This window comes from Streptomyces sp. NPDC048484 (assembly GCF_040651415.1).
Lineage (GTDB): Bacteria > Actinomycetota > Actinomycetes > Streptomycetales > Streptomycetaceae > Streptomyces.
This window is the reverse complement of the sequence record NZ_JBEZJY010000031.1, coordinates 67,063-85,475: the sequence shown is the minus strand read 5'-3', so window position 1 is coordinate 85,475 and position 18,413 is coordinate 67,063. Positions and strand designations below refer to the sequence as shown.

Genomic DNA, 18,413 nt, shown 5'->3' with positions numbered 1-18,413 from the left:
GTACGTGTCGAGATACGTGGGACAGGGACAGGGACAGGACCACGGCTGCGGACGCTGACGCTGGATCGGTCCCACCGGCATCCTGTTCATGGCGGTGGACGTCGTCAGCGCGACGACGTCCACCGCTCGGTACTCGGACTCAGCTGCACTTACGTCCGGTGTTGATGCACTGGACCGCCTTGTTCATGACCTTCGCGTCGAAGACGTCGATGAAGTCACCGTGGTCGGTGACCGGCTTGTGCTGCTGTTCGGGGAAGCTGTCCAACGAGAAGAACGGACGGGTCTTGCCGTTGTCCTTCACGCTCGGCGCGTCCACGTCGTAGACCAGACGCTGTACCAACTGCGGGATGGCCTTGAAGCCGGTCGGGCAGGTGCCGTTGGCGGCAGCGAAGGCCACGTGCGTACGGTGGTTGGCGCTGTCGATGTTCGTGCCGTCCCAGCAGCTCTGGAACTTGAAGGTGCGCACCACGTCGCTGCCTGACGGGCAGAGGGGGTACTTGTCCTTCAACTGCACCTTCTTCTCGAAGCCGGTGCAGCTCCAGGAGGCGTTGGCGTTGGTGGTGCCGTTGACGAACGCCTTGGCGTCACCGGTGATGATGCGCAGGAACTTGGGCATCGCGACCACCTTGCCGCGGGGGCTGCCCACGAAGTCCAAGGTGGCCTTCTTGGCCGTCAGGATCCGGCCCGTGTTGCCTTCGGCGCCGCCGCCCTGTTTGGCGGCGTCGAAGTCCTTGGTGCCGTCCTGCAGGCGCAGCACCGGCCAGTAGTAGGACGACTTGTCGCCCTTGTTCTGGCAGCTGGTCCCGGCCTTGGCGAAGTCCTGGTCGCTCGAGAAGGCGTCGTTGTCCTGGTTGCCGACGTAATCGTGCAGGTGGTGTGCGCCGTTGGTGACACCGGGCGCGACGATGACGTTGTCGCTGTTGTACAGCTTGTTGGCGTTCACTCCGCACTTGCTGGCGAAGACACCCTTGGAAGCCTTTGCCGACTTGGCCGGCGTGCGCACATTGGACTTCACCTTGGTGATGTCCACGAAGTCGGCGGCGACGGGGCCGTTGCCGGTTCCTCCGGCATTGGTGTTGTTGCCACCCTGGTTGTTGTTGCCGCCCTGACCGGCGGCGGGCTGGTTGCCGGTGGCGCGCAGCGTGCAGGCCGCCAAAGCGTCAAGGCCCTGCGGCTTGGCTGCCACACGGCTGATGGCGGTGGAGATCCGGGCGATCGTCGCCTTCCGCTTGTCCTTCAGCGGACCCACGATCGCGTTCTGGGCGAAGTTGGCGTCCTGCTGAATCGCCTTCTGGGAGGTGGAAAGGCGCTGATATGCCTCGGATATCTGCTTGTCGAGGAGTGCCAGTTCCTTGTCGACCTGGGCCTTCGCCTGGGCAGGCACCGACGTCAACTGCTGGCCGACGTCGGGGCAGTCAATGGTGGAGGTGCCGGCCGCGAGCGCCTGGTTCTGGGCGGAGCCCTTCGACGCGCTGGTTTCGTCGGCCGAGGCGTAGATGTTGACCGCCGCCAGTCCACCGGCCCCTATGGCCAGTGCGGCCGCCGCGCCTATCGCCCGGCGGGTGGTCTTCGATCTTTTCCGCGTGTTGCGTCTCATGGGGCCTCTCAAGGACATCTCCGGAGCCGGCAGGACTCCCGGCATGGGGGCAGCGCGTCCTCAGATACGAATATGCGCGCAGAATGCTCAGCGAATTCTCAGATTCGTATGTTCCTCCATCCGTAAATCGTGCGGTAGTGCCCAATTCGGGCCTGGTTGGCCTCCAATAATTGCTGCGGCCCCCGTTTGTGAGCCCTTCTTTGGGGCTGACCCAAGTCGCATGGGCCGACTACGTAGCGCCATAGGAGCGGACGCGTTTGCGAAGGCGTGCGGGGGGGGCATGCCCGGCCCCGCAGCCAGGGTAGGAGTGCTGTTCCCAGGAAGCTCTTTCCCTTACCCCCCTGTCGGTGGCGGCCCCAGTCTTGTTCTCGACGCCAGATCACAAGCACAGGAGGACATGATGTCGCTCACCCTTGACACCTACCGGCTTCTGGGCCGCTCCGGGCTGCGTGTCTCGCCGCTGGCTCTGGGGGCGGCGACTTTCGGCACCGACTGGGGCTGGGGCGCCGAGCAGAATGAGGCGCGCAAGCTGTTCGACCTCTACGTCGAGCGCGGCGGCAACTTCATCGACACCGCCAACACCTACACGAACGGCAGCTCAGAGCGGCTGCTGGGGGAGTTCACCCGCGACAACCGCGAAAGCCTGGTGCTGGCGACCAAGTACACGGCGCTGCGTCGGCCCGGCGACCCGAATTCCGGAGGGCCGCACCGCAAGAGCCTGTTCACGTCGGTCGAAGCCAGTCTGCGACAGCTGAACACCGACTACATCGACCTGCTCTATCTGCACGTGTGGGACTTCACGACACCCGTCGACGAGATCCTGCGTGGCCTGGATGACCTGGTCCGCCAGGGCAAGGTCCTGTACGTGGCGATCTCCAACGCCCCGGCCTGGCAGGTCTCGCGCATGCAGGCGATCGCCGACCTGCGGGGCTGGTCGCCGCTGGTCGCGCTGGAGATCGAGTACAACCTCATCGAGCGTGGCGCGGAGCGTGACCTGATCCCCATGGCGCGGGAGATGGGTCTGGGCGTGGTCCCGTACTCGCCGCTCGCCGGCGGGGTGCTCACCGGCAAGTACAGCCGCGACGACCTGACCGCGGCGGACGCCGCATCCGGCGAAAGCACCCGTAAGAGCTTCAACCTCGCCCTGGGGGCAGTAACAGAACGAAACCTTGCTGTCGCGGACGTCGTCAAGGAGGTCGCGGCGGAGCTGGGTCACACCCCTGCACAGGTAGGGCTGGCCTGGACCCTGCAGAACCCCGACGTGACAGCGCCGATCATCGGCGCCCGCACCCTCAAGCAGTTGGAGGACAACCTCGGCGCCCTGAAGGTCGACTTCACAGCGTCCCAGCTGGCGCGGCTCGACGAGGCCAGTGCCATCGCCCTCGGCTTCCCGCACGACACGCTCGCCAGTGACCACGTCCGCAATGTGACCGCTGGTGGCCTGAAGATCGAAGCCCGCCGCTGATACCCGATCGAGCGCCGAGGGCAGCACGACCGCTGCCCTCGGCACGATCTCGGCATGGCCCGGGGCCGGTTGCGTTCCGCTGTCGGATACGACCGTTCACCTAGGTCGTCGACCGAGAGCGTCCCGTGCTCGACGACGACCTCGTCGGCAGTCCGCTCCACGAAGGCATCCGAGTACGCGTTGGCCCGCGAGGTGACGAGTACACCGTTCTCCCGACGGACCGACCGGAGGCGTCCCTCCCGACGGACCGACCGGAGGCGTCACCTGGCCGACCACGGAATGGGAGGGCTCCTGAGCCGATCCCTCGTCCATCGCGCCTACGGCTTGTCGAGCACCGTTCCCGTCAGCGCCGGCCTGTCGGGCAGCGGCTCGGCGTTTCTGTCGGTCCGCGCGAGGCGCATCGACTCGGTCGGCTCGGTCACCTGGTCCCGCACGGTCGGCACGACGAAGTCGACGCTGGTGCTCCCGGGCGGGATGTTCAGCCACACCCACAGGTTCGCGTCGGACAGCGGCCGCTCGGGCTCGGGTACGTCACCGGACCAGTCCCTGAGCCACTGCGGGTCCACGTCCTTGGTGGACAGCTCGGCGCCCCCGGTGACGGGAAGCACCCGCACCGGCGTCCAGATGTCCACCGCCGTGGGTGCGTCCACGGACAACCGCCAGATCAGGGTCTCTCCCTCGGTCACCCGGTCCGCGACCGGCGACAGGGTGATCACCGGCTCGGGGTCGTCGTTCTCGACGGTGAGCCCGCCCCGGTGTTTGCCGACGACGGCGCCCCGGACGGCCTTGACGACGATGTCGTGCTCTGCGTCGTCGCCGTAGACCGTGTCGCCCTTCACCTCGACGGGCACGTCGATCGCGTCGCTGCCGGGCCGTACGGTCACGAGGCGGTTCTCGGCCCGGCCGCTGTCCGGGTCGAGGACGTACACGCGGACCTGCCCGCTGCCGTGCCCGGAGATCTCGACCGGGATCCGGTAGGTGCGGGTGCCCGAGTCGCCTTCCTTGACGATCGTACGGCCCACGTCGACGCGCGGCAGTGCGGCCGCCTTCACCGCCGAAGTGCCGGGCGCCCAGCCCCAGGCGTCCATCAGCCAGACCCGCCCGGACCGCGAACGGGGCGTCACCTCAAGGGACGTGACATGCCGGAGATCGAGCCCGGCCCGGGTCGCGGCCGACAGCGGGACGCGCAGCTCCTGAGCCCAGTAGGAGGCGGTGTTCGCGGAGCCCGGGAGCCCGTCCACCCGGACCGTGCCCAGCGTCACCCGACGGTTGGAGGAGTCGGTGACGGACACGTCGAGCTTCGTGCCGGTCGTGTTCGGCGGTACGAAGAGCCGCAGTGCGAGCTTCTGGGAGCCGTGGAGGGAGAGCGGCTCGGCCGGAGTGACATGGGCGGCCGTGCCCGGCGCGGACCACTTCAGGTCCACCGCGCTGCGGCCGGTCTCCTGTTGCATCTGCCACTCCGCGAAGTGCGGTGACGATCCGAGCGTCTCCGGGTCCAGGCAGGTCACGGCAGGGTCGGGGTCGATGGCCGAGCACAGCCGGGCGCCGGTCACCTTCGCCCCGCCGTCCGGCAGGAAACCACCGCTGCGGCGGCCGCCGACCGCGTGGGTCAGCACCCGGGCCGGGTCGGCGGACGGGGCCCGCTTGCCTGAACCGTCGAGCAGCGGACGCACCCGGTCGTCCCCGGCGAGGAAGAGCCGGGCCGCAGCGGCGATGTACGTGGCGCCTGCCTGGTGCTGCTGGGCGGCGGTCAGCCGGGTCGCGGCACCCGGCGTGCACACCGGGTCCGGCTGCTCCGGGTCGGTCCCGAAGTCGTCCCTGGCCGGTGCGACGGCCTCGCCCGGGGTCCACTCGCTGTTGAAGTAGTTGTGGTTGGCGCCGACCATGTACACGGCGCTGTGCAGTGCCGTGCCCTGGCTGATCCCGCGCGTCCCGTCGACGAAGTCCTCGCCCTGCAGGTCGGAGACGTCGCCGTCGCAGCCTGGCAGCAGCGTTACGGACGGCACGTCGGCGACGGGATTCCGGCCGTAGGCCGTTGGTCCGATGAGCACAGTCCCGCGCACCTTCCAGCGCACCGGGCCCCGGTAGCCGTCCTCGGCGGCCGGCGGTGCGTAGAGGCTGTCCATGGCGGCCCGGTTGACGCCCTCACCGCCGCGCGAGTGGCCGACGAGCAGGACCTGGGAGAGGTCCGCCTTCGCCGCCTCGCGTACGACGGCCGGTGCGGAGGAGCGATGGGCGGTCCAGTCGGCCCAGCGTGCGAGGTGCTGCCGTACCAGCGAGGAACGCGCCTGTGCGCCGGCGTCCTCGGCCTCCTGGTCCTGGGCGTTGATGCCGTTCGCCGAGATCGACACCGTCACATAGCCCTGGGAGGCCAGCAGTTGCTGGTCGCGTAGATAGCCCTTGTGGCTCGGGATCGGCTTGTAGCCGTCCGCGCAGGGCCAGTCGCCGGTCACGTCGTTCTCGGAGCCCGGCTTGTAGCAGGAGTGGTGGCGGCCGTGCAGGAACAGCGCGAGCGGCCGGCTGCCGGTGGCACCCTTGGGAGCCACCACCTCGGCGGTCATCTCCACCGGGGCGCCGAACCCGGGCAGGCGGACCGGGTCGAGGGCGTACTCCCCGGTGACCGTGCGGTACGAGCCGGGTCTGCCCGGATCAACGCCGTTCGCCGGCGCCTGCGCGGGCATCCCTGCCACGGGCGAGCCGGATCTGTGCGGGTCGTCGGCCGCCGCGTCCAGCCGGCGCCCCGCGGCCGTCACTTGAAGGCCCGTCAGTTGCTCGGGCCGCGTCTCGCCGAGGGCGAGCCGGAAGGTCCGCCCGTCCCTCGCCGGCTTCGGCACCCCGAGCCGCCGGTCCCCGGTACGGAACTCGACCCGCGCATCCCCCATGGGCACGGCCTTCGGCGCACGCCAGACCAGCTCGCGCGTCCCGCCCTCCCCGTCGATCCGCCACCCCGGCGGAAGTGGGTCGTCGTTCGTGGCGCTCAACAGCCCCGATTCGTGCGGCTGTTCAGCCTGTGCCAGTCCGGGCGAGCCCGCCAGGACCGCCAGCACCGCCACTGCGGTCACACATATTCGCCGGGCACGGATCATTGGTTCTCTCCTCAAAACCCAGTGCGCAGACGTCCCTTCGGTCCCGGGCGCCTCTCGTGTCATCTAGGACGAGGGAGGGGTGTCTGTGGGTTGTCTGTGATCAGACGCCGATGGCGGGCGAGCGATGCGATCAAGCCAGTGCGGCTGATCGCACTCCGATACGTCGTCGTGCAGCATGCTGGTTGCCGCGTCTTCGAGCACGAAATGGATGACCAGGTGGAAGTTGGTTTCACCCGTCCCAGCGGGCACTTGGGGCAGAAGCGGTGTGGTGAACTGACGGCCTCCGGGCCCGACCGGTTCGGTGTCTACGTCTCTGGGCGGCACGGCAGCGTCAGCCGCCGCGAGGGCACACCGATCGGCTCGAAGGCGGGCAGTACGATCTCACCTCGTCCTCGCGCAGATGGCCTGTCATCCAGGGCTCTGTCCGATGTCCGGAACGTGCTGTCGGAGCGAGGTCAGCCGGCGGCATTGCCGACACCCGGTAGAAGGCACCCCGGATCTCCGCGGTGCTCGTCGGGTGGTCGCGTGCGGTTCCTGGGCCCTGCTGTGGCGGATCAGTTGGTGCGGTTGGCCCAGCCTGCGGGGAGTGCGGCCGGGGCCACGGCCACCGCTTCCTCGTTGTCCTCGCCGACGTACTCGTCCAGCGTGATCTTCGCGAACTCCGGGACGGTGCAGATGGGGTACGACGGGCCTGCGTCGCGGAATGCGCGCATTTCGTCCAGGTGGTCGTTCTGGAAGAGTACGGTGCGCTGCGGGTTCTCCTCGACCCAGCGCGGGAAGAAGATCACGCCATGCAGGACGCGCTCGGACGGGACGATGTTGACGCTGACCGATGTCCCGGTGGGTTCGTTCCAGGACACCTTGTAGACGCCCGGCGTGAGCATGACCAGGTCGACCTCCTGGTCCCTGACCCAGCGACCGCCGACCATGCCGGTGTGGATGCAGTAGTCGATGGTGGTGGCGTTCTTCACGTACATCTCGTACTGCCAGCCATTGGCGTACGTGTAGATGAAGCGGTGTCCTACGGCGCCGGAGAGGTCCTGCTCCGGGACGGGGCTCTCGATGGTGGTGGTCACGTTGCTGCTCCTCTGCCGTGCTCTGCGGTCGCCCTGTTCAGCGATCCATTCATTGATCCACTCATTTAACTTTGCCACAAAAGTAGTTTGTGACGAAACGAAACGGGCGGCACAATGAGTGACATGGACGACACAGCCTTTCAGCTCAGCCGACTCCTCGGGCCGCTGCGCCGCGCGGTTCTGCGTTCGACCCGAAGCGCGGAGGGACTGCCCGACCTGCCCGAGGCTCAGATCGAACTGCTGCGTTCACTGGCCGCCGAAGGGCCCCTCGGTACGCGCGATGCGGCTGCCCGGCTGCGTATCGCGCCGTCGACGGTCAGTAATCTGGTGAAGACCATGACGGGGGCCGGGCTGGTGGAGCGCACATCCGACCCGGCCGACCTGCGGGCAGTCGTCCTCACTCCCTCCGCGGCCGCCCTCGAACTGCTCGACCGCTACGACCGCACCAGCGCGGAAGCGCTCACCCGGACCATCGGCGAGCTCCCGGCCGCCGACCGGCAGGCCCTGACCGCCGCACTGCCGGTACTGGTCAGGCTTGTCACCGCCTTGGAGAAGTGAGCCACGCCGCCGACGCGACGGCCGCACTGCTCCCGGGGTGCGCGTCGAGAGATGGTCGATCTGCGGGATTCGTCCTCCTCGCGCCGGGGTCTGGGTTGGTCGGCCGTCTTGCGCGAGGAGAGCGCCACCGCCCCCGTGGCCCTCGGCGAGATCGACCACCCTCACGACATGCCCGTTCACGGGCACCTTGTGCGGGAGGGTCGGCCAGTGTGTGGGATTCACCGTGACCCTGGTGATCCGGCCCCACAGCGGATCGAGCACGGCTGTCGGTGAAGGAAGTTCCGCTCTGAGATCGCGGGAGCGGTCGGGATCGGCCCGGCGTGGACAATCGCCGAAAACGACACAAGCGTGGAGGCCGGTGCGTGAAATACTCTCGGTAACCTCGGGGTACTCCTCCGGCGGGCCGTACGAACTCTGTCCGGGCACGGCGGTGATCCGGTGTTCCGGCCCCTTGGCCCGCTCCTGGCAGGGGCGTACGTTCGGTGGAGGTGGAGCAACAGCGGCCGGGGCCGGGTCGGGACGCCCGTACAGCGGCGCGGTCCGCGCGGGCATACCCGGTGCCATGCACGGTACTGGGAAGGAAGCGCGGAAACGTGGCGACCGACAGCCGCCCCGACATGGCAGTCCGCGCATCGGCCGAGGAGGTGGCTTCGCATGACGGAGCCGAACGGTTCAACCCTGCAGAAGGCAGATCCCGACGAGCCCCGCGCCGGCGTGGGCACGATGTTGCAGGCCGCACGGCCCGGACCTCAGGAACCACCGGGGACCCGCGGCCGTACGACCATCGCGGACGGGGTGGTGGAGAAGATAGCCGGGATCGCCGCACGCGAGGTCCCGGGCATCAACGCACTGGGCGGCGGTTTCACTCGCACCATGGCCGCCGTGCGCGACCGGGTCCCGGGAGGGCGCTCGAGCACTGGGCGCGGCGTCAAGGTCGAGGTCGGTGAGAAGCAGACCGCCATCGACCTCCAGGTCGTCGTCGAATACGGGATAAGCATCACCGACGTCGCCGCGGAAGTCCGCGAGAACGTGATCGCGGCGGTGGAGCGGATGACGGGCCTGGAAGTCGTCGAGGTGAACATCGCAGTCAACGACGTGCACCTTCCGGGCGAGGACGCGCCGGAGAGCGGCGAGGACCGCGTGCACTAGGGGGTGTCCGGCCGATCAAGTCGCAGGAAGACGGCGATGTTTGGAGGCGTACGCCCGCGACGGCGTGCCTGTGGCCGCCCGAGGCAGCATGGGGCTCAGCCCGGGGGCGCCACGCCCTCTACTCCGGCGAGTGGCGGGAGACCGCGCCGACGGTGAGGACGATCTTGCCCCGGAGGTGACCGCCGTCGAGCAGTCGGTGTGCGTCGGCGACGCGCTCGAACGGGAACGTCTCCTGTACATGGACCCGGAGCCTGCCCTGTTCGACGAGTTCCACGAGACCTCGCAGGGCGACCGGATCGGGGTCGACCGCGATGCCGCTGAAGCGCATGCCGGCCGCCTCGTACTTGGCGACGAGCACCGAATCCTCCTCGGCGACCGCCGTCACCAGGTGACCGCCTGGGCGGAGCACTTCGAGTGACCGCTCGACGGTGTCGCCGCCGATCGTGTCGAGCACGACGTCGATGTCGCGGACCGCCTCGGTGAAGTCGACCGCCGTGTAGTCGATCACCTCGTCGGCGCCGAACCCCTCGACGAACTTCCGCTTGCTCCCGTCGGCGGTCGTGATCACGTGCGCGCCGAGCGCTTTCGCGATCTGGATCGCGACGTGGCCGACCCCGCCACCACCGCCGTGGACCAGGACTCGGTCGCCCTCGGTCACGCCGCCGAGGTCGACGAGTCCCTGCCACGCCGTCAGTCCGACGACCGGCAGCGCCGCCGCCTCGACGTGCGAGAGCGACGCCGGCTTGCGTATCAGGTGCAACGCCGGCGCCGACACGACCTCGGCGTACGCGTTTGCTGCCCGCGGGAACAGCGGCATCCCGAACACCTCGTCGCCGGGCCTGAACCGCCATGTCGACGCCTCCTCGACCACGCCGCTGATGTCCCAGCCGAGGACGAACGGCGGCCGGCCGAGCAGCGGGAACTCCCCGGCGCGCAGGCGCGCTTCCAGTGGGTTCAGCCCGATCGCGTTGACGCGGACGAGAACCTCGGTCGGGAGGGGCCGGGGCTCGGGCGCGTCCACGATGCTGAGCACGTCGGGACCGCCGAGCGACTGCTGGGTGATGACTCGCATGACTCTCCTGGCTTTGAAGGGGGGAGAGAACCCAGGCTAGGTTTCCGACAGGAACCAGCAGGTACCTCTGGCGCAGGTACCTTTGGCGCCATGAGCGGTTTCGGTCCCGGTGATCCCTTCCTCGCCGACTGTCCGGCGCGTCTGGCGGTCGAGCTGATCGCCGACAAGTGGACGGCGGTCGTGCTCTACGGCCTCAGCGAGGGCCCGGTGCGCCATGGCGAGCTGATCGAGCTGATCGGCGGCATCTCCCGAAAGATGCTCACCCAGACGCTCCGACGGCTCCAGGCGCACGGACTCATCCGCCGCCACGCCTACGCCGAGGTGCCGCCCCGCGTCGAGTACGAACTCACCCCGCTCGGGGCGACGCTGATCGATCCGATCCACATGCTGACCGAGTGGGCGAGGGCGCACGGTGACGCAGTGCTCGACGCGCTCGACGCCGATCCCGAGCCGGTGGCCCAAAGTGACTGAGGCCCCCGCTGACTTGATCTTTGACGTCCGGCGTCGAATGGTGCGTCGAACTTGATCACCCGGTTCGGTAACTGGCTTACACGGAAGCAGACTTCGGCAGAAGAGCCCAGCACGGGAAACCGATGTGGGCCAGGACCGGCGCGAGGGCAAACGCTTCTGAAGGCCGGGCCTCAACAGCGCCTGCAACGGCTACCCTGTCGCGGTGACGCCCTCGCGAGTACTGTCGATCGCCCTCCAGGACACCGGCCGGCCCCCACTGCGTCCACTGCCGACCGAGGTAGCCGAACTGCTTCACAGTGTTGACGCTCCGCCGCGCCTGGTCGCCCATCTGCGAGCGGTCCACGATGTTGCAGGGCAACTCCTCGAATGGATCGCCACGCGCGACCTCGATCTGAGCATCACCCCGGAGGCCGTTCTCTTCGGAGCCGCCACCCACGACATCGGCAAGGCCCTGCACCCCGCCGAGTTGTCCGCTCCCGGAGCACAGCACGAAGAAGCCGGCCGTGAGCTGCTGATGGCCCGAGGCGTCGACTCCGCCATGGCACGCTTCGCCGGAACACACGCCGCCTGGACCACCGAGGAGGCCGGGATGGAAGACCTCCTGGTCAGCCTGGCCGACAAGATCTGGAAGAACAAGCGGGTGCCCGAATTGGAGGACCTGGTCGTCGCCAGACTCGCGGCGGCGAGCGGAAGGCCGGTCTGGGAGGAGTTCCTCGACCTGGACAGTGTGCTCGCTCGCATCGGTGACGAGGCCGATGAACGCCTCGCCTTCCAGATGTCCTACCCGACAGCCGGGAGCGGCCATTGACTGCCGAACCTCCCAGGGCATTGGTCCGCGGCCGGCCGGTGCTGGATCGCGAGGGGTTCGCGCTGCACGACTGTGCGGAGGGTGTCGTTCAGCGCGCTCCGAGGCGCTCCCAACTCGGACCGGGTGCGGTCACGGGTAGCTTCCGTGGTGGACCAAATGCCTACGCGGGGCCTATGTCCTGTGTGTCTCGCAGTTGCCGCGGTGGCAGGGCAACGCCGGACTGGTGGGCGAAGGCGATGGCCGACGGGCCGTGTGGAGCGACACCTGCTTTTCGGCGAAGGCCGGCGCTACCCTGGCGAGGCCCCTGACTTGTCAGGAATCCCTCGACAACACCCCGACCTCGCAACCGAACCCGACCGCGAAGCGCCCGCCCGGTGCCGCCGCGAGTGAGTGCACGGGGAAAGGGAGCAGGTGGTCGGTACCGGCGGGGCACCCTGCGGTGAGGTCGCGGAACCGCACGGTGCGGTCGTCGCCGAGGGCCGCGACGAGCCGTCTATCGGCCATCGCCGAGACCGCCAGCGTGGTGCCGGAGCCTGACTCGGCGGCCTGGGCGTCGCGGATCTGCTGCCCCGTGGACAGGTTCCACAGGCGTATCGTCCGGTCCCGGCCCTTGCTGATCGCGACAGGAGCTCCGCCCAGGGTGGCGGTGGCCACGGCGGTCACCCAGTCGGTGTGGCCGGTCAGGGGTTCGCCGAGCTGTCGGCCGGTGGCGAGGTCCCACAGTCGTACCGTCTTGTCCCAGCTGCCCGTCACTGCCACGGTCCGTCCGTCGAGAACCGCGGTGGCAACGGCGGTAATACGGCTGGAGTGGCCGGTGAGAGGTGCGACCAGGGGCTGTCCGGTGGTGAGGTCCCAGACGCGCACGACGCGATCGCTGCCCGCGGTGAGGGCGACGGGCAGGCCGTCCAGGGTCGCCGAGGCGATGGCCAGGACTCTGCCGTGGCCGCTGGGGAACGGACGATGGACGGGTCGGCCGGTGGCGAGCTCCGAAACGTGCAGGGTGGCGTCGGGAGCCGCAGTGACGACGACCGAGTGTCCGCCCACCACCCCCGTCGTCATGGCGGACACCTCCGCGCTCAGGGATTCGGAGGCCTGCGAGCCGGTGGCCAGGTCCCAGGTGCGCACGGTGTGGTCGGCGCCCGCGGTGACGACCACGGGGACACCGTCGAAGACCGTTGTGGCGACCGCCAGGACGGATTCGGCGTGTCCGGCGCGCAGTCGGCCGCCGTCCCCTCGGGCAGTGGTGATGTCCCAGGTGCGCACCGTGTGGTCCTCCCCTGCGGTGACGGCGACACACCGTCCGTCCACCACGGTGGTGGCGACGCCCCACACCTGGCCGGTGTGCCCGGTGAGGGGCTCACCCTCCTGTTCGCCGGTGGCGAGATCCCAGACCCGTACGGTGCGGTCGCGGGATGTCGTGACCGCCAGGGTGCGCGTCCCGGCCGGGGCGCTGTCGATGGCCCACACCCGATCGGTGTGACCGGTGAGCACACTGCCCGCGGGCGACTGGTCGAGCGTGCGCAAAGGCGTGACGGTGCCGTCCGGACCGGGGACGAGGGAGACGGGCGTGTCCCCCAGCACCAGGTTCCGGGAAGCGTCCCTCACCTGGATCTCCCGGCCGGACTCGGCGACGACCAAGCCGTTCGTCCGGGCGGAGAGCAGGCTCACCAGGTCGACGTGGTCTCCTTCACCGCCCTTGATCAGCTCCTTGCCTGCGGTTGCTTCCAAAGGGATGCTGCGCATGCTCCGCGTACCGTCAGGGCCCGTCGAGTCCATGGGGCTCGTCGGCAGGTCCCAGAAGCGCAGTGTGTGGTCCACGCCCACGGCGAGTGCGACACTGCGCCCTTCCAGGGTCAGTGTCGGGGACGGGCCGTAGGGAGTGGAAACGGGGACGAGGTCGCCGACGAGTTCCGGTGGACCCTCGTAGTGAGTGTCGAGGACCACGACCCGGCCGTCGACGACCGTCAAGGTTGACACTGTGTCCATGGACGCCAGGGCTGACACCGCGTGTTCGTACTCGGCATCGGCCAGCAACTCCCGCAGGCCGGCTGCCAGAAGCACATGGCGGTCCAGATCCCACACACGGCCTGGCTGGCCCTTCTCCTTGGTTACGCCGATGTCCCGCCCGTCGAGTGTCCACGGTCCCTCGGCCGGCAGGCACTCGCCGACCTCGCGGCCGGTGGCCAGGTCCCACACCTGCGCTTGGTGGTCCGGTGGGCACGTCACAACGACGTCGCGTCCATCCAGCACCCCTATGTCCACCATCCAGGGGAACACGCCGAGCCGACTGCCGGTTGCCCGGTCCCACACGCCCAGCGTCCGGTCCGCCTGGACGGCCAGCACCACGTGCCGACCGTCCAGGACCAACTGTGCCAGCCCCAGGGCCAGTTCGCCCGCAGAGCGCCCCGTCGCCGGATCCCGCAGCCTCGCGGTCCCGTCGATGTGGCATGTGAGGACCAGAGGTTGCCCGTCGACCACCATCGTGGCCAGGGCCACCAACTCGGGCGACAACGACGACATGGGGTCGGGAGGAGCTGCCGTCAGCGTATGCAGCCGTTCCCCCGTCGCCAGGTCCCAGACGCATACCGTCGCGTCGCGGCTCGCCGAGACGACAACCGGACGCCCGTCGACGACCGCCGTCGCCACTGCGACCACGGGGGAGTCGTGACCGTTGAAGGAGCGGAGCAGCCGAGGGTCGGACGCGGAACCGCATGTCCAGTCCGTCCGCCAAGAGGCCGGCTCATACGAGGAAGTCACTTCCCGGGACACGTGATCAGAACTTTCCATCATGGCCCCAAAGCTATGGGGCCGCACTGACAACGACCCCGGAGTGCCGGCCGCCGCGCGGCCCAGCGGCTGGGGACCGGTCCCGAGAGCGAGCCGTACCGTGCGTATCAGAGTTGGGCAGGGACGTACGGCGCCTCATCGCCGAGGAGAAGCCCCGGGCCGGCTTCGTCATCGACTACGGGCCTACGGAAAAACGATCGGACGCGGCGCAGAAAGCTGCCGAGAAGATATGCGGGCACAGCCTTCCCGACCTCGATCAGTAAGAGAAAATCGGTTGAACAGCAGGGAAAGGTGCAGGCGCATTCCTGGAACTGAGCCACGTCGACGTGTGTGAGAGGGGCCCGCTCGCGGAGTAGCGCGGCGGGCCCCTCCACGTCCTCTCCACGTCCTCTGTGTCACCGCGTCCTCTGTTTCACCGAGGACCGAGGTCCCCATGGGTCACCCGGATCTTGGACTGGCCGTGCGGGAGTTCCTCCCAGTCGTCCATGAAGCGCGCCCGCAGTCCGTGTTGTTCGGCCAGGGCCGTGAGCGTCTCGGTGCGGTAGTAGAAGTCCTCTCGCAGGACGTGGTGTTCCTCACCCTCGGTGCGGTCGAAGGTGAAGTCGAACCAGCCGCCAGGCGCGAGCACCCGGCCGACGTTGGCCAGACATTCGTCGATGACGGAGAGCGGCGAGTGCGAGAAGACGCTGTGCGCGTGCACCACGTCGAAGTGGGCGTCGGGCAGGAACCGCAGCGTCAGGTCGCGGACCGGAGTCAGCGTGGGGAGCTGCTGTTGCAGGCCCATCTCCACGACGGTGTCCTGGGCGGCGACGAGGATGTCGGGCGAGATGTCGATGCCGTGGTAGTGCCCGGGCTCCAGGTGCCGGATGAACCGCCAGCCGCCCCGCAGGTTGCCGCAGCCGATCTCCAGCATGCGGTGTTCTCGGCGCAGGCCGTGGCCGAGCAGGTAGTCGAACTGCATCGCCCCCAGCGCGAGCCATCGCTCACGGGTGCTGCTGCCGACCGCCGTGTCCGGGTCGGCGCGGGTGTCGGAGCGCATCACGGCACGGTAGTAGGAGACGTGGTCGGTGTGACGGTGGCGCAGCCACAGGTCCCGGGCGGCGCGGGTCAGATGGCGGGGCACCCGGTCCGGGTGGCGCAGGGCGTAGCCGATGCGGTGGCCGAGGGCGGCGCGGTTGGCGGTTAGGTTCTTCGGGGGCATGTGGTCGCAGCCTTTCCGAGAGGTACAAGGTGTGGTTTCAGCCTCGGTGCGGGAGCGGTGCGGTCGGCTCGGCCAACAGGCTGCGGTCCTGTGGAAGTTCGAGTGACGGCCGGGTCAGCCGATCGGTTGATGCGGTGCCGCGGCCGACGCGTTAGACACGGAGGGTGAGAGTGAGGATGAGGATGAGACACGGTGATCCGGACGAGCGCTGGCTGGGCGCAGTCGTGCACGCCGCGTTCTTCCTGCTGCTCGGCTCCTCGTTCTTCCGCTTCCTGACCCGCGACGCCGGCGGGGCGCGTACCGGGTGGGTGGTGGCGCTGTTCGCGGTCTTCTGTCTGCTGTACGTCCTCGGTCGCCTCCTGGCTCCGGCGCCGCCTTCCGGCTCGCCGCCGACCAGGCTCCATCTGGTCTGGCTGGGCTCGGTTTCCGCGGTCTGGGTCGTGCTCCTGGCCCTCGCGCCGAGCGCCACGTGGTGCGCGATGCCGCTGCTGTTCGCGGGTCTGCACGCGCTGCCCCCGCGGATTGCGGTGCCGGTGGCGGCCGTGCTCACCGCGCTGGTAGTGGCCTCCCAAGTACGCGTCGCTGAGGGCGCGTTGAACCCCAACATGGTGATCGCCCCGCCCGCTGTCGCCGCGGTCGCCACCGCCGTGATGGTGCATTTGCAGCGTCAAGGGGCCCGACAGCGCGTCCTGATCGAGGACCTGGTCCATACGCGTCACAACCTTGTTGTCACCGAACGGCGGGCGGGTGTCCTGGCGGAGCGCCAGCGGCTGGCCGCGGAGATCCACGACACGGTCGCGCAGGGCCTGTCGAGTCAGCGGATGCTGCTCCAGGCCGCCGGGCGCGTCTGGCGGACCGACCCGGACGCGGCCCGCGAGCACGTTCGCAGGGCGGCGGAGATCACCTCCCGCAGCCTCGCGGAGGCCCGTCGGTTCGTGCACGACCTGGCGCCGGCCGATCTCGCCGACGACACGCTGCCGGGCGCGCTCGCCGTACTCGCCGACCGGGAGAGCGGTCCCGGGCTGGCTGTGGAGTTCCGGCTCGACGGTGAGCCGGGCAGGGTGCCGGAACGGGTCGAGGCGGCGCTGCTGCGGATCGCCCAGGGGTCGCTGGCCAACGTGCGCGAACACTCGGCGGCGACCCGGGCCGCGCTGACCCTGACCTGCCTGGACGACCAGATCTCGCTGGACGTCGCCGACAACGGGCGCGGATTCGAGGCGGACCCCTCGCGGGCCCTGTCCGGACCGCCCTCGGACAGCGCGCGCGGGCACGGGCTGCCCGCCATGCGCATCCGGGCCGCACAGGCGGGCGGCACACTCACCGTGGAGTCCACGCCGGGCGAAGGCACCGTCGTGTCGGCGGCGATCCCCCTGGCACCCTTGGCCTCCGCGCCTTTGTCCCCCTCGACCACCCCGAAGGAGCCCGTCCTGTGACGCCCGTCCGGCTGTTGTTGTGCGATGACCACGCCGTGGTACGTGCGGGGCTGCGCGCCCTCCTGTCCAGCGCCGACGGCATCGAAGTGGTCGGTGAGGCGGCCACCGGCGAGGAGGCACTCGCCATGGCTGCCCGGCTGAGTCCGGACGTTGTGCTGATGGACCTCCAGCTCGACGGCGGGATGGACGGCGTGACCGCCACCCGGCGCCTGACCTCCGAGGGCGGTGGGACGGCCCCCCGGATCCTGGTGCTCACGATGTTCGACACCGACGCCGACATCACCCGGGCCATCGAGGCGGGCGCCACCGGCTATCTGCTCAAGGCCGAACACCCTGATGAACTGTTCACGGCGATCCGCCACGCGGCGTCCGGTCGCACGGCCCTGTCGACCCCGGTGGCCGACCGGTTGATGACCCGGCTGCGCAGCCCGAGTCCCACCCTGTCCCCGCGCGAGCACGAGATCCTCGGACAACTCGCCCGCGGCTCGGGCAACCGGGAGATCGCCCGAGCCCTGTTCATCAGCGAGGCGACGGTCAAGACCCACCTCGGGCGGATCTACGGCAAGTTGGGAGTGGAGACGCGGGCGGGGGCCGTGGCGGTCGCCAAGGAGAGGCGGCTGTTGGAGTGAGTATTTTCAGCGTGGCCACTGAACAGGTGACGGCGCTGCTGGGGGGTGAGGGGCCGCAACGCCCGAAACCCCCCTGCCGTTGAGGGAGGTGTTCGAAGTCTCACCTCACCGGCACAGGAGATGCTCCTGATTCTCTGTCAGGTGACCTGGTCGAGCGGGCACGACGCCTCACCCCTTCCCCCTCCCCCCCTCACTCCTTCAGGACATCAGCCCTTGACGGGGCCGCCGTTGATGGCGACGCGCTGGCCGTAGCGGGCGTAAGGGTAGTAGTCGTACGTCGCGTGGTGCTGGACGCACCGGTTGTCCCAGAAGACGAGCGTGCCCGGGGTCCAGCGGACGCGGCAGTGCAGGACCGGCCTGCGGGCGATCATGTCGAAGAGCATGTCGAGCAGGGCCCGGCTCTCGTCGGGGGAGAGCTGCGGGATGCGGCTGGTGTAGGCCTTGTTGACGTAGAGCAGTTTGCGGTCGGTCTCGGGGTGCCGGGCGACGAGGGGGTGTTCGCTCTTGGGGATGACGTAGTCCGGGGGCAGCGCGTATCCCGCCAGGGCCTGCGCGCCGTCGTGTATCGCGGTCAGCGGGTCCAGCAAGGCGCGCATCGTCGGTGAGAGCATGCCGTAGGCGAGGTGCATGTTGGCGAAGAGGGTGTCCCCGCCGCATCCCGGCTCGGGGGTCTCGGTGATGTAGAGCATCGACCCCAGGGACGGTTCGGCGTCGGCGGTGCCGTCCGCGTGCCAGCCGTTGCCCGCCACGTTCGCCGCGGCCGACGTCGTGCGGATCTCCAGGATGTAGGGATCGCCCTCGGGCGGCGGTGGGTTGACGGGGCGCAGTTCGCCGAAGGCGGCGGCGAAGCGCCTGTGATGCTCGGCGGTGATCGTCTGATCGCGGAAGACGAGGACGTGGTAATCGCGGAAGGCGGCCCGGATCTCTTCCAGTTGCTCCGCCGCAATCTCCTGCGACAGGTCGACGCCTGAGACTTCCGCTCCCAGAACGGGAGTGATCCGCTCGACGGTGAGCGTGCGGTAGGGGTACGCGGGACGAGTGGTCACTGCTTCCAGCGCTTCGAGTTCGTACGACTCCATGT

14 protein-coding genes and 1 pseudogene are annotated in these 18,413 nt (G+C 69.2%); 7 read left to right on the top strand and 8 right to left on the bottom strand.

What is annotated here, in order from left to right:
- Positions 1–139 precede the first annotated feature (139 nt).
- On the bottom strand, positions 140–1,597 hold the full coding sequence (locus AB0D14_RS28745; protein WP_362784639.1) for a DUF1996 domain-containing protein: 1,458 nt from the start codon (positions 1,595–1,597) through the stop codon (positions 140–142).
- Positions 1,598–1,997: 400 nt separating this feature from the next.
- On the opposite strand from AB0D14_RS28745, the gene AB0D14_RS28740 reads away from it, so the two are divergent.
- Entirely contained in the window at positions 1,998–3,062 is a 1,065-nt protein-coding gene (locus AB0D14_RS28740) for an aldo/keto reductase (RefSeq protein WP_362784637.1), read from the top strand.
- Between the two features lie 317 nt (positions 3,063–3,379).
- On the opposite strand, the gene AB0D14_RS28735 is transcribed toward AB0D14_RS28740, so the two are convergent.
- Both AB0D14_RS28735 and AB0D14_RS28730 read right to left on the bottom strand, forming a co-directional pair.
- Positions 3,380–6,148, bottom strand: coding sequence for a hypothetical protein (locus tag AB0D14_RS28735; RefSeq protein ID WP_362784635.1), 2,769 nt, complete (start codon positions 6,146–6,148; stop codon positions 3,380–3,382).
- A 554-nt stretch (positions 6,149–6,702) separates the two neighbouring features.
- Entirely contained in the window at positions 6,703–7,224 is a 522-nt protein-coding gene (locus tag AB0D14_RS28730; protein ID WP_362784633.1) for a phenolic acid decarboxylase, read from the bottom strand.
- 123 nt (positions 7,225–7,347) lie between these two features.
- On the opposite strand from AB0D14_RS28730, the gene AB0D14_RS28725 reads away from it, so the two are divergent.
- Entirely contained in the window at positions 7,348–7,782 is a 435-nt protein-coding gene (locus AB0D14_RS28725) for a MarR family winged helix-turn-helix transcriptional regulator (protein WP_362784629.1), read from the top strand.
- 156 nt (positions 7,783–7,938) lie between these two features.
- Here the strand turns inward: AB0D14_RS28725 and AB0D14_RS28720 are convergent.
- A pseudogene (locus AB0D14_RS28720) lies at positions 7,939–8,085 on the bottom strand (DUF5994 family protein); the annotation flags it as partial.
- A gap of 420 nt (positions 8,086–8,505) precedes the next feature.
- Between AB0D14_RS28720 and AB0D14_RS28715 the strand changes: the two are divergent.
- Entirely contained in the window at positions 8,506–8,931 is a 426-nt protein-coding gene (locus AB0D14_RS28715) for an Asp23/Gls24 family envelope stress response protein (protein ID WP_362784739.1), read from the top strand.
- Between the two features lie 118 nt (positions 8,932–9,049).
- Here the strand turns inward: AB0D14_RS28715 and AB0D14_RS28710 are convergent, their stop codons facing one another.
- A complete protein-coding gene (locus AB0D14_RS28710) occupies positions 9,050–10,003 on the bottom strand; it encodes an NADP-dependent oxidoreductase (RefSeq protein WP_362784626.1) in 954 nt (317 codons plus the stop codon).
- 90 nt (positions 10,004–10,093) lie between these two features.
- Here AB0D14_RS28710 and AB0D14_RS28705 point away from each other — a divergent pair, with 90 nt between their 5' ends.
- Positions 10,094–10,474 carry a helix-turn-helix domain-containing protein gene (locus AB0D14_RS28705; protein ID WP_362784623.1) on the top strand — a complete coding sequence of 127 codons (381 nt, stop codon included), beginning with the start codon at positions 10,094–10,096 and terminating at the stop codon, positions 10,472–10,474.
- A 202-nt stretch (positions 10,475–10,676) separates the two neighbouring features.
- Entirely contained in the window at positions 10,677–11,282 is a 606-nt protein-coding gene (locus tag AB0D14_RS28700) for an HD domain-containing protein (protein WP_362784621.1), read from the top strand.
- A 312-nt stretch (positions 11,283–11,594) separates the two neighbouring features.
- Here AB0D14_RS28700 and AB0D14_RS28695 read toward each other — a convergent pair whose 3' ends face one another.
- Together AB0D14_RS28695 and AB0D14_RS28690 are read right to left on the bottom strand one after the other, a co-directional pair.
- Positions 11,595–14,069: a WD40 repeat domain-containing protein gene (locus AB0D14_RS28695; protein ID WP_362784737.1), complete on the bottom strand. Its 2,475-nt coding sequence runs from the start codon at positions 14,067–14,069 to the stop codon at positions 11,595–11,597.
- Between the two features lie 412 nt (positions 14,070–14,481).
- Positions 14,482–15,270 (bottom strand): class I SAM-dependent methyltransferase, encoded by a 789-nt coding sequence (locus AB0D14_RS28690; RefSeq protein WP_362784618.1) that lies wholly within the window; start codon positions 15,268–15,270, stop codon positions 14,482–14,484.
- Between the two features lie 182 nt (positions 15,271–15,452).
- Between AB0D14_RS28690 and AB0D14_RS28685 the strand changes: the two genes are divergently transcribed.
- Both AB0D14_RS28685 and AB0D14_RS28680 read left to right on the top strand, forming a co-directional pair.
- On the top strand, positions 15,453–16,703 hold the full coding sequence (locus AB0D14_RS28685) for a sensor histidine kinase (RefSeq protein ID WP_362784616.1): 1,251 nt from the start codon (positions 15,453–15,455) through the stop codon (positions 16,701–16,703).
- Complete coding sequence (locus AB0D14_RS28680; RefSeq protein ID WP_362784613.1) at positions 16,700–17,332, top strand: response regulator transcription factor; 633 nt, start codon at positions 16,700–16,702, stop codon at positions 17,330–17,332. Before AB0D14_RS28685 ends, AB0D14_RS28680 begins: the two co-directional genes overlap by 4 nt.
- Before the next feature lie 206 nt (positions 17,333–17,538).
- Here the strand turns inward: AB0D14_RS28680 and AB0D14_RS28675 are convergent, their stop codons facing one another.
- Entirely contained in the window at positions 17,539–18,411 is an 873-nt protein-coding gene (locus tag AB0D14_RS28675; RefSeq protein WP_362784610.1) for a TauD/TfdA family dioxygenase, read from the bottom strand.
- Between the last annotated feature and the right edge of the window lie 2 nt (positions 18,412–18,413).

Coding starts and splice junctions, on each gene's coding strand:
- AB0D14_RS28695 (WP_362784737.1), bottom strand. CDS start 14,069: ATGGAAAGTTCTGATCACGTGTCCCGGGAAGTGACTTCCTCGTATGAG.
- AB0D14_RS28710 (WP_362784626.1), bottom strand. CDS start 10,003: ATGCGAGTCATCACCCAGCAGTCGCTCGGCGGTCCCGACGTGCTCAGC.
- AB0D14_RS28685 (WP_362784616.1), top strand. CDS start 15,453: ATGAGACACGGTGATCCGGACGAGCGCTGGCTGGGCGCAGTCGTGCAC.
- AB0D14_RS28740 (WP_362784637.1), top strand. CDS start 1,998: ATGTCGCTCACCCTTGACACCTACCGGCTTCTGGGCCGCTCCGGGCTG.
- AB0D14_RS28675 (WP_362784610.1), bottom strand. CDS start 18,411: ATGGAGTCGTACGAACTCGAAGCGCTGGAAGCAGTGACCACTCGTCCC.
- AB0D14_RS28725 (WP_362784629.1), top strand. CDS start 7,348: ATGGACGACACAGCCTTTCAGCTCAGCCGACTCCTCGGGCCGCTGCGC.
- AB0D14_RS28690 (WP_362784618.1), bottom strand. CDS start 15,270: ATGCCCCCGAAGAACCTAACCGCCAACCGCGCCGCCCTCGGCCACCGC.
- AB0D14_RS28745 (WP_362784639.1), bottom strand. CDS start 1,597: ATGAGACGCAACACGCGGAAAAGATCGAAGACCACCCGCCGGGCGATA.
- AB0D14_RS28735 (WP_362784635.1), bottom strand. CDS start 6,148: ATGATCCGTGCCCGGCGAATATGTGTGACCGCAGTGGCGGTGCTGGCG.
- AB0D14_RS28705 (WP_362784623.1), top strand. CDS start 10,094: ATGAGCGGTTTCGGTCCCGGTGATCCCTTCCTCGCCGACTGTCCGGCG.
- AB0D14_RS28715 (WP_362784739.1), top strand. CDS start 8,506: ATGTTGCAGGCCGCACGGCCCGGACCTCAGGAACCACCGGGGACCCGC.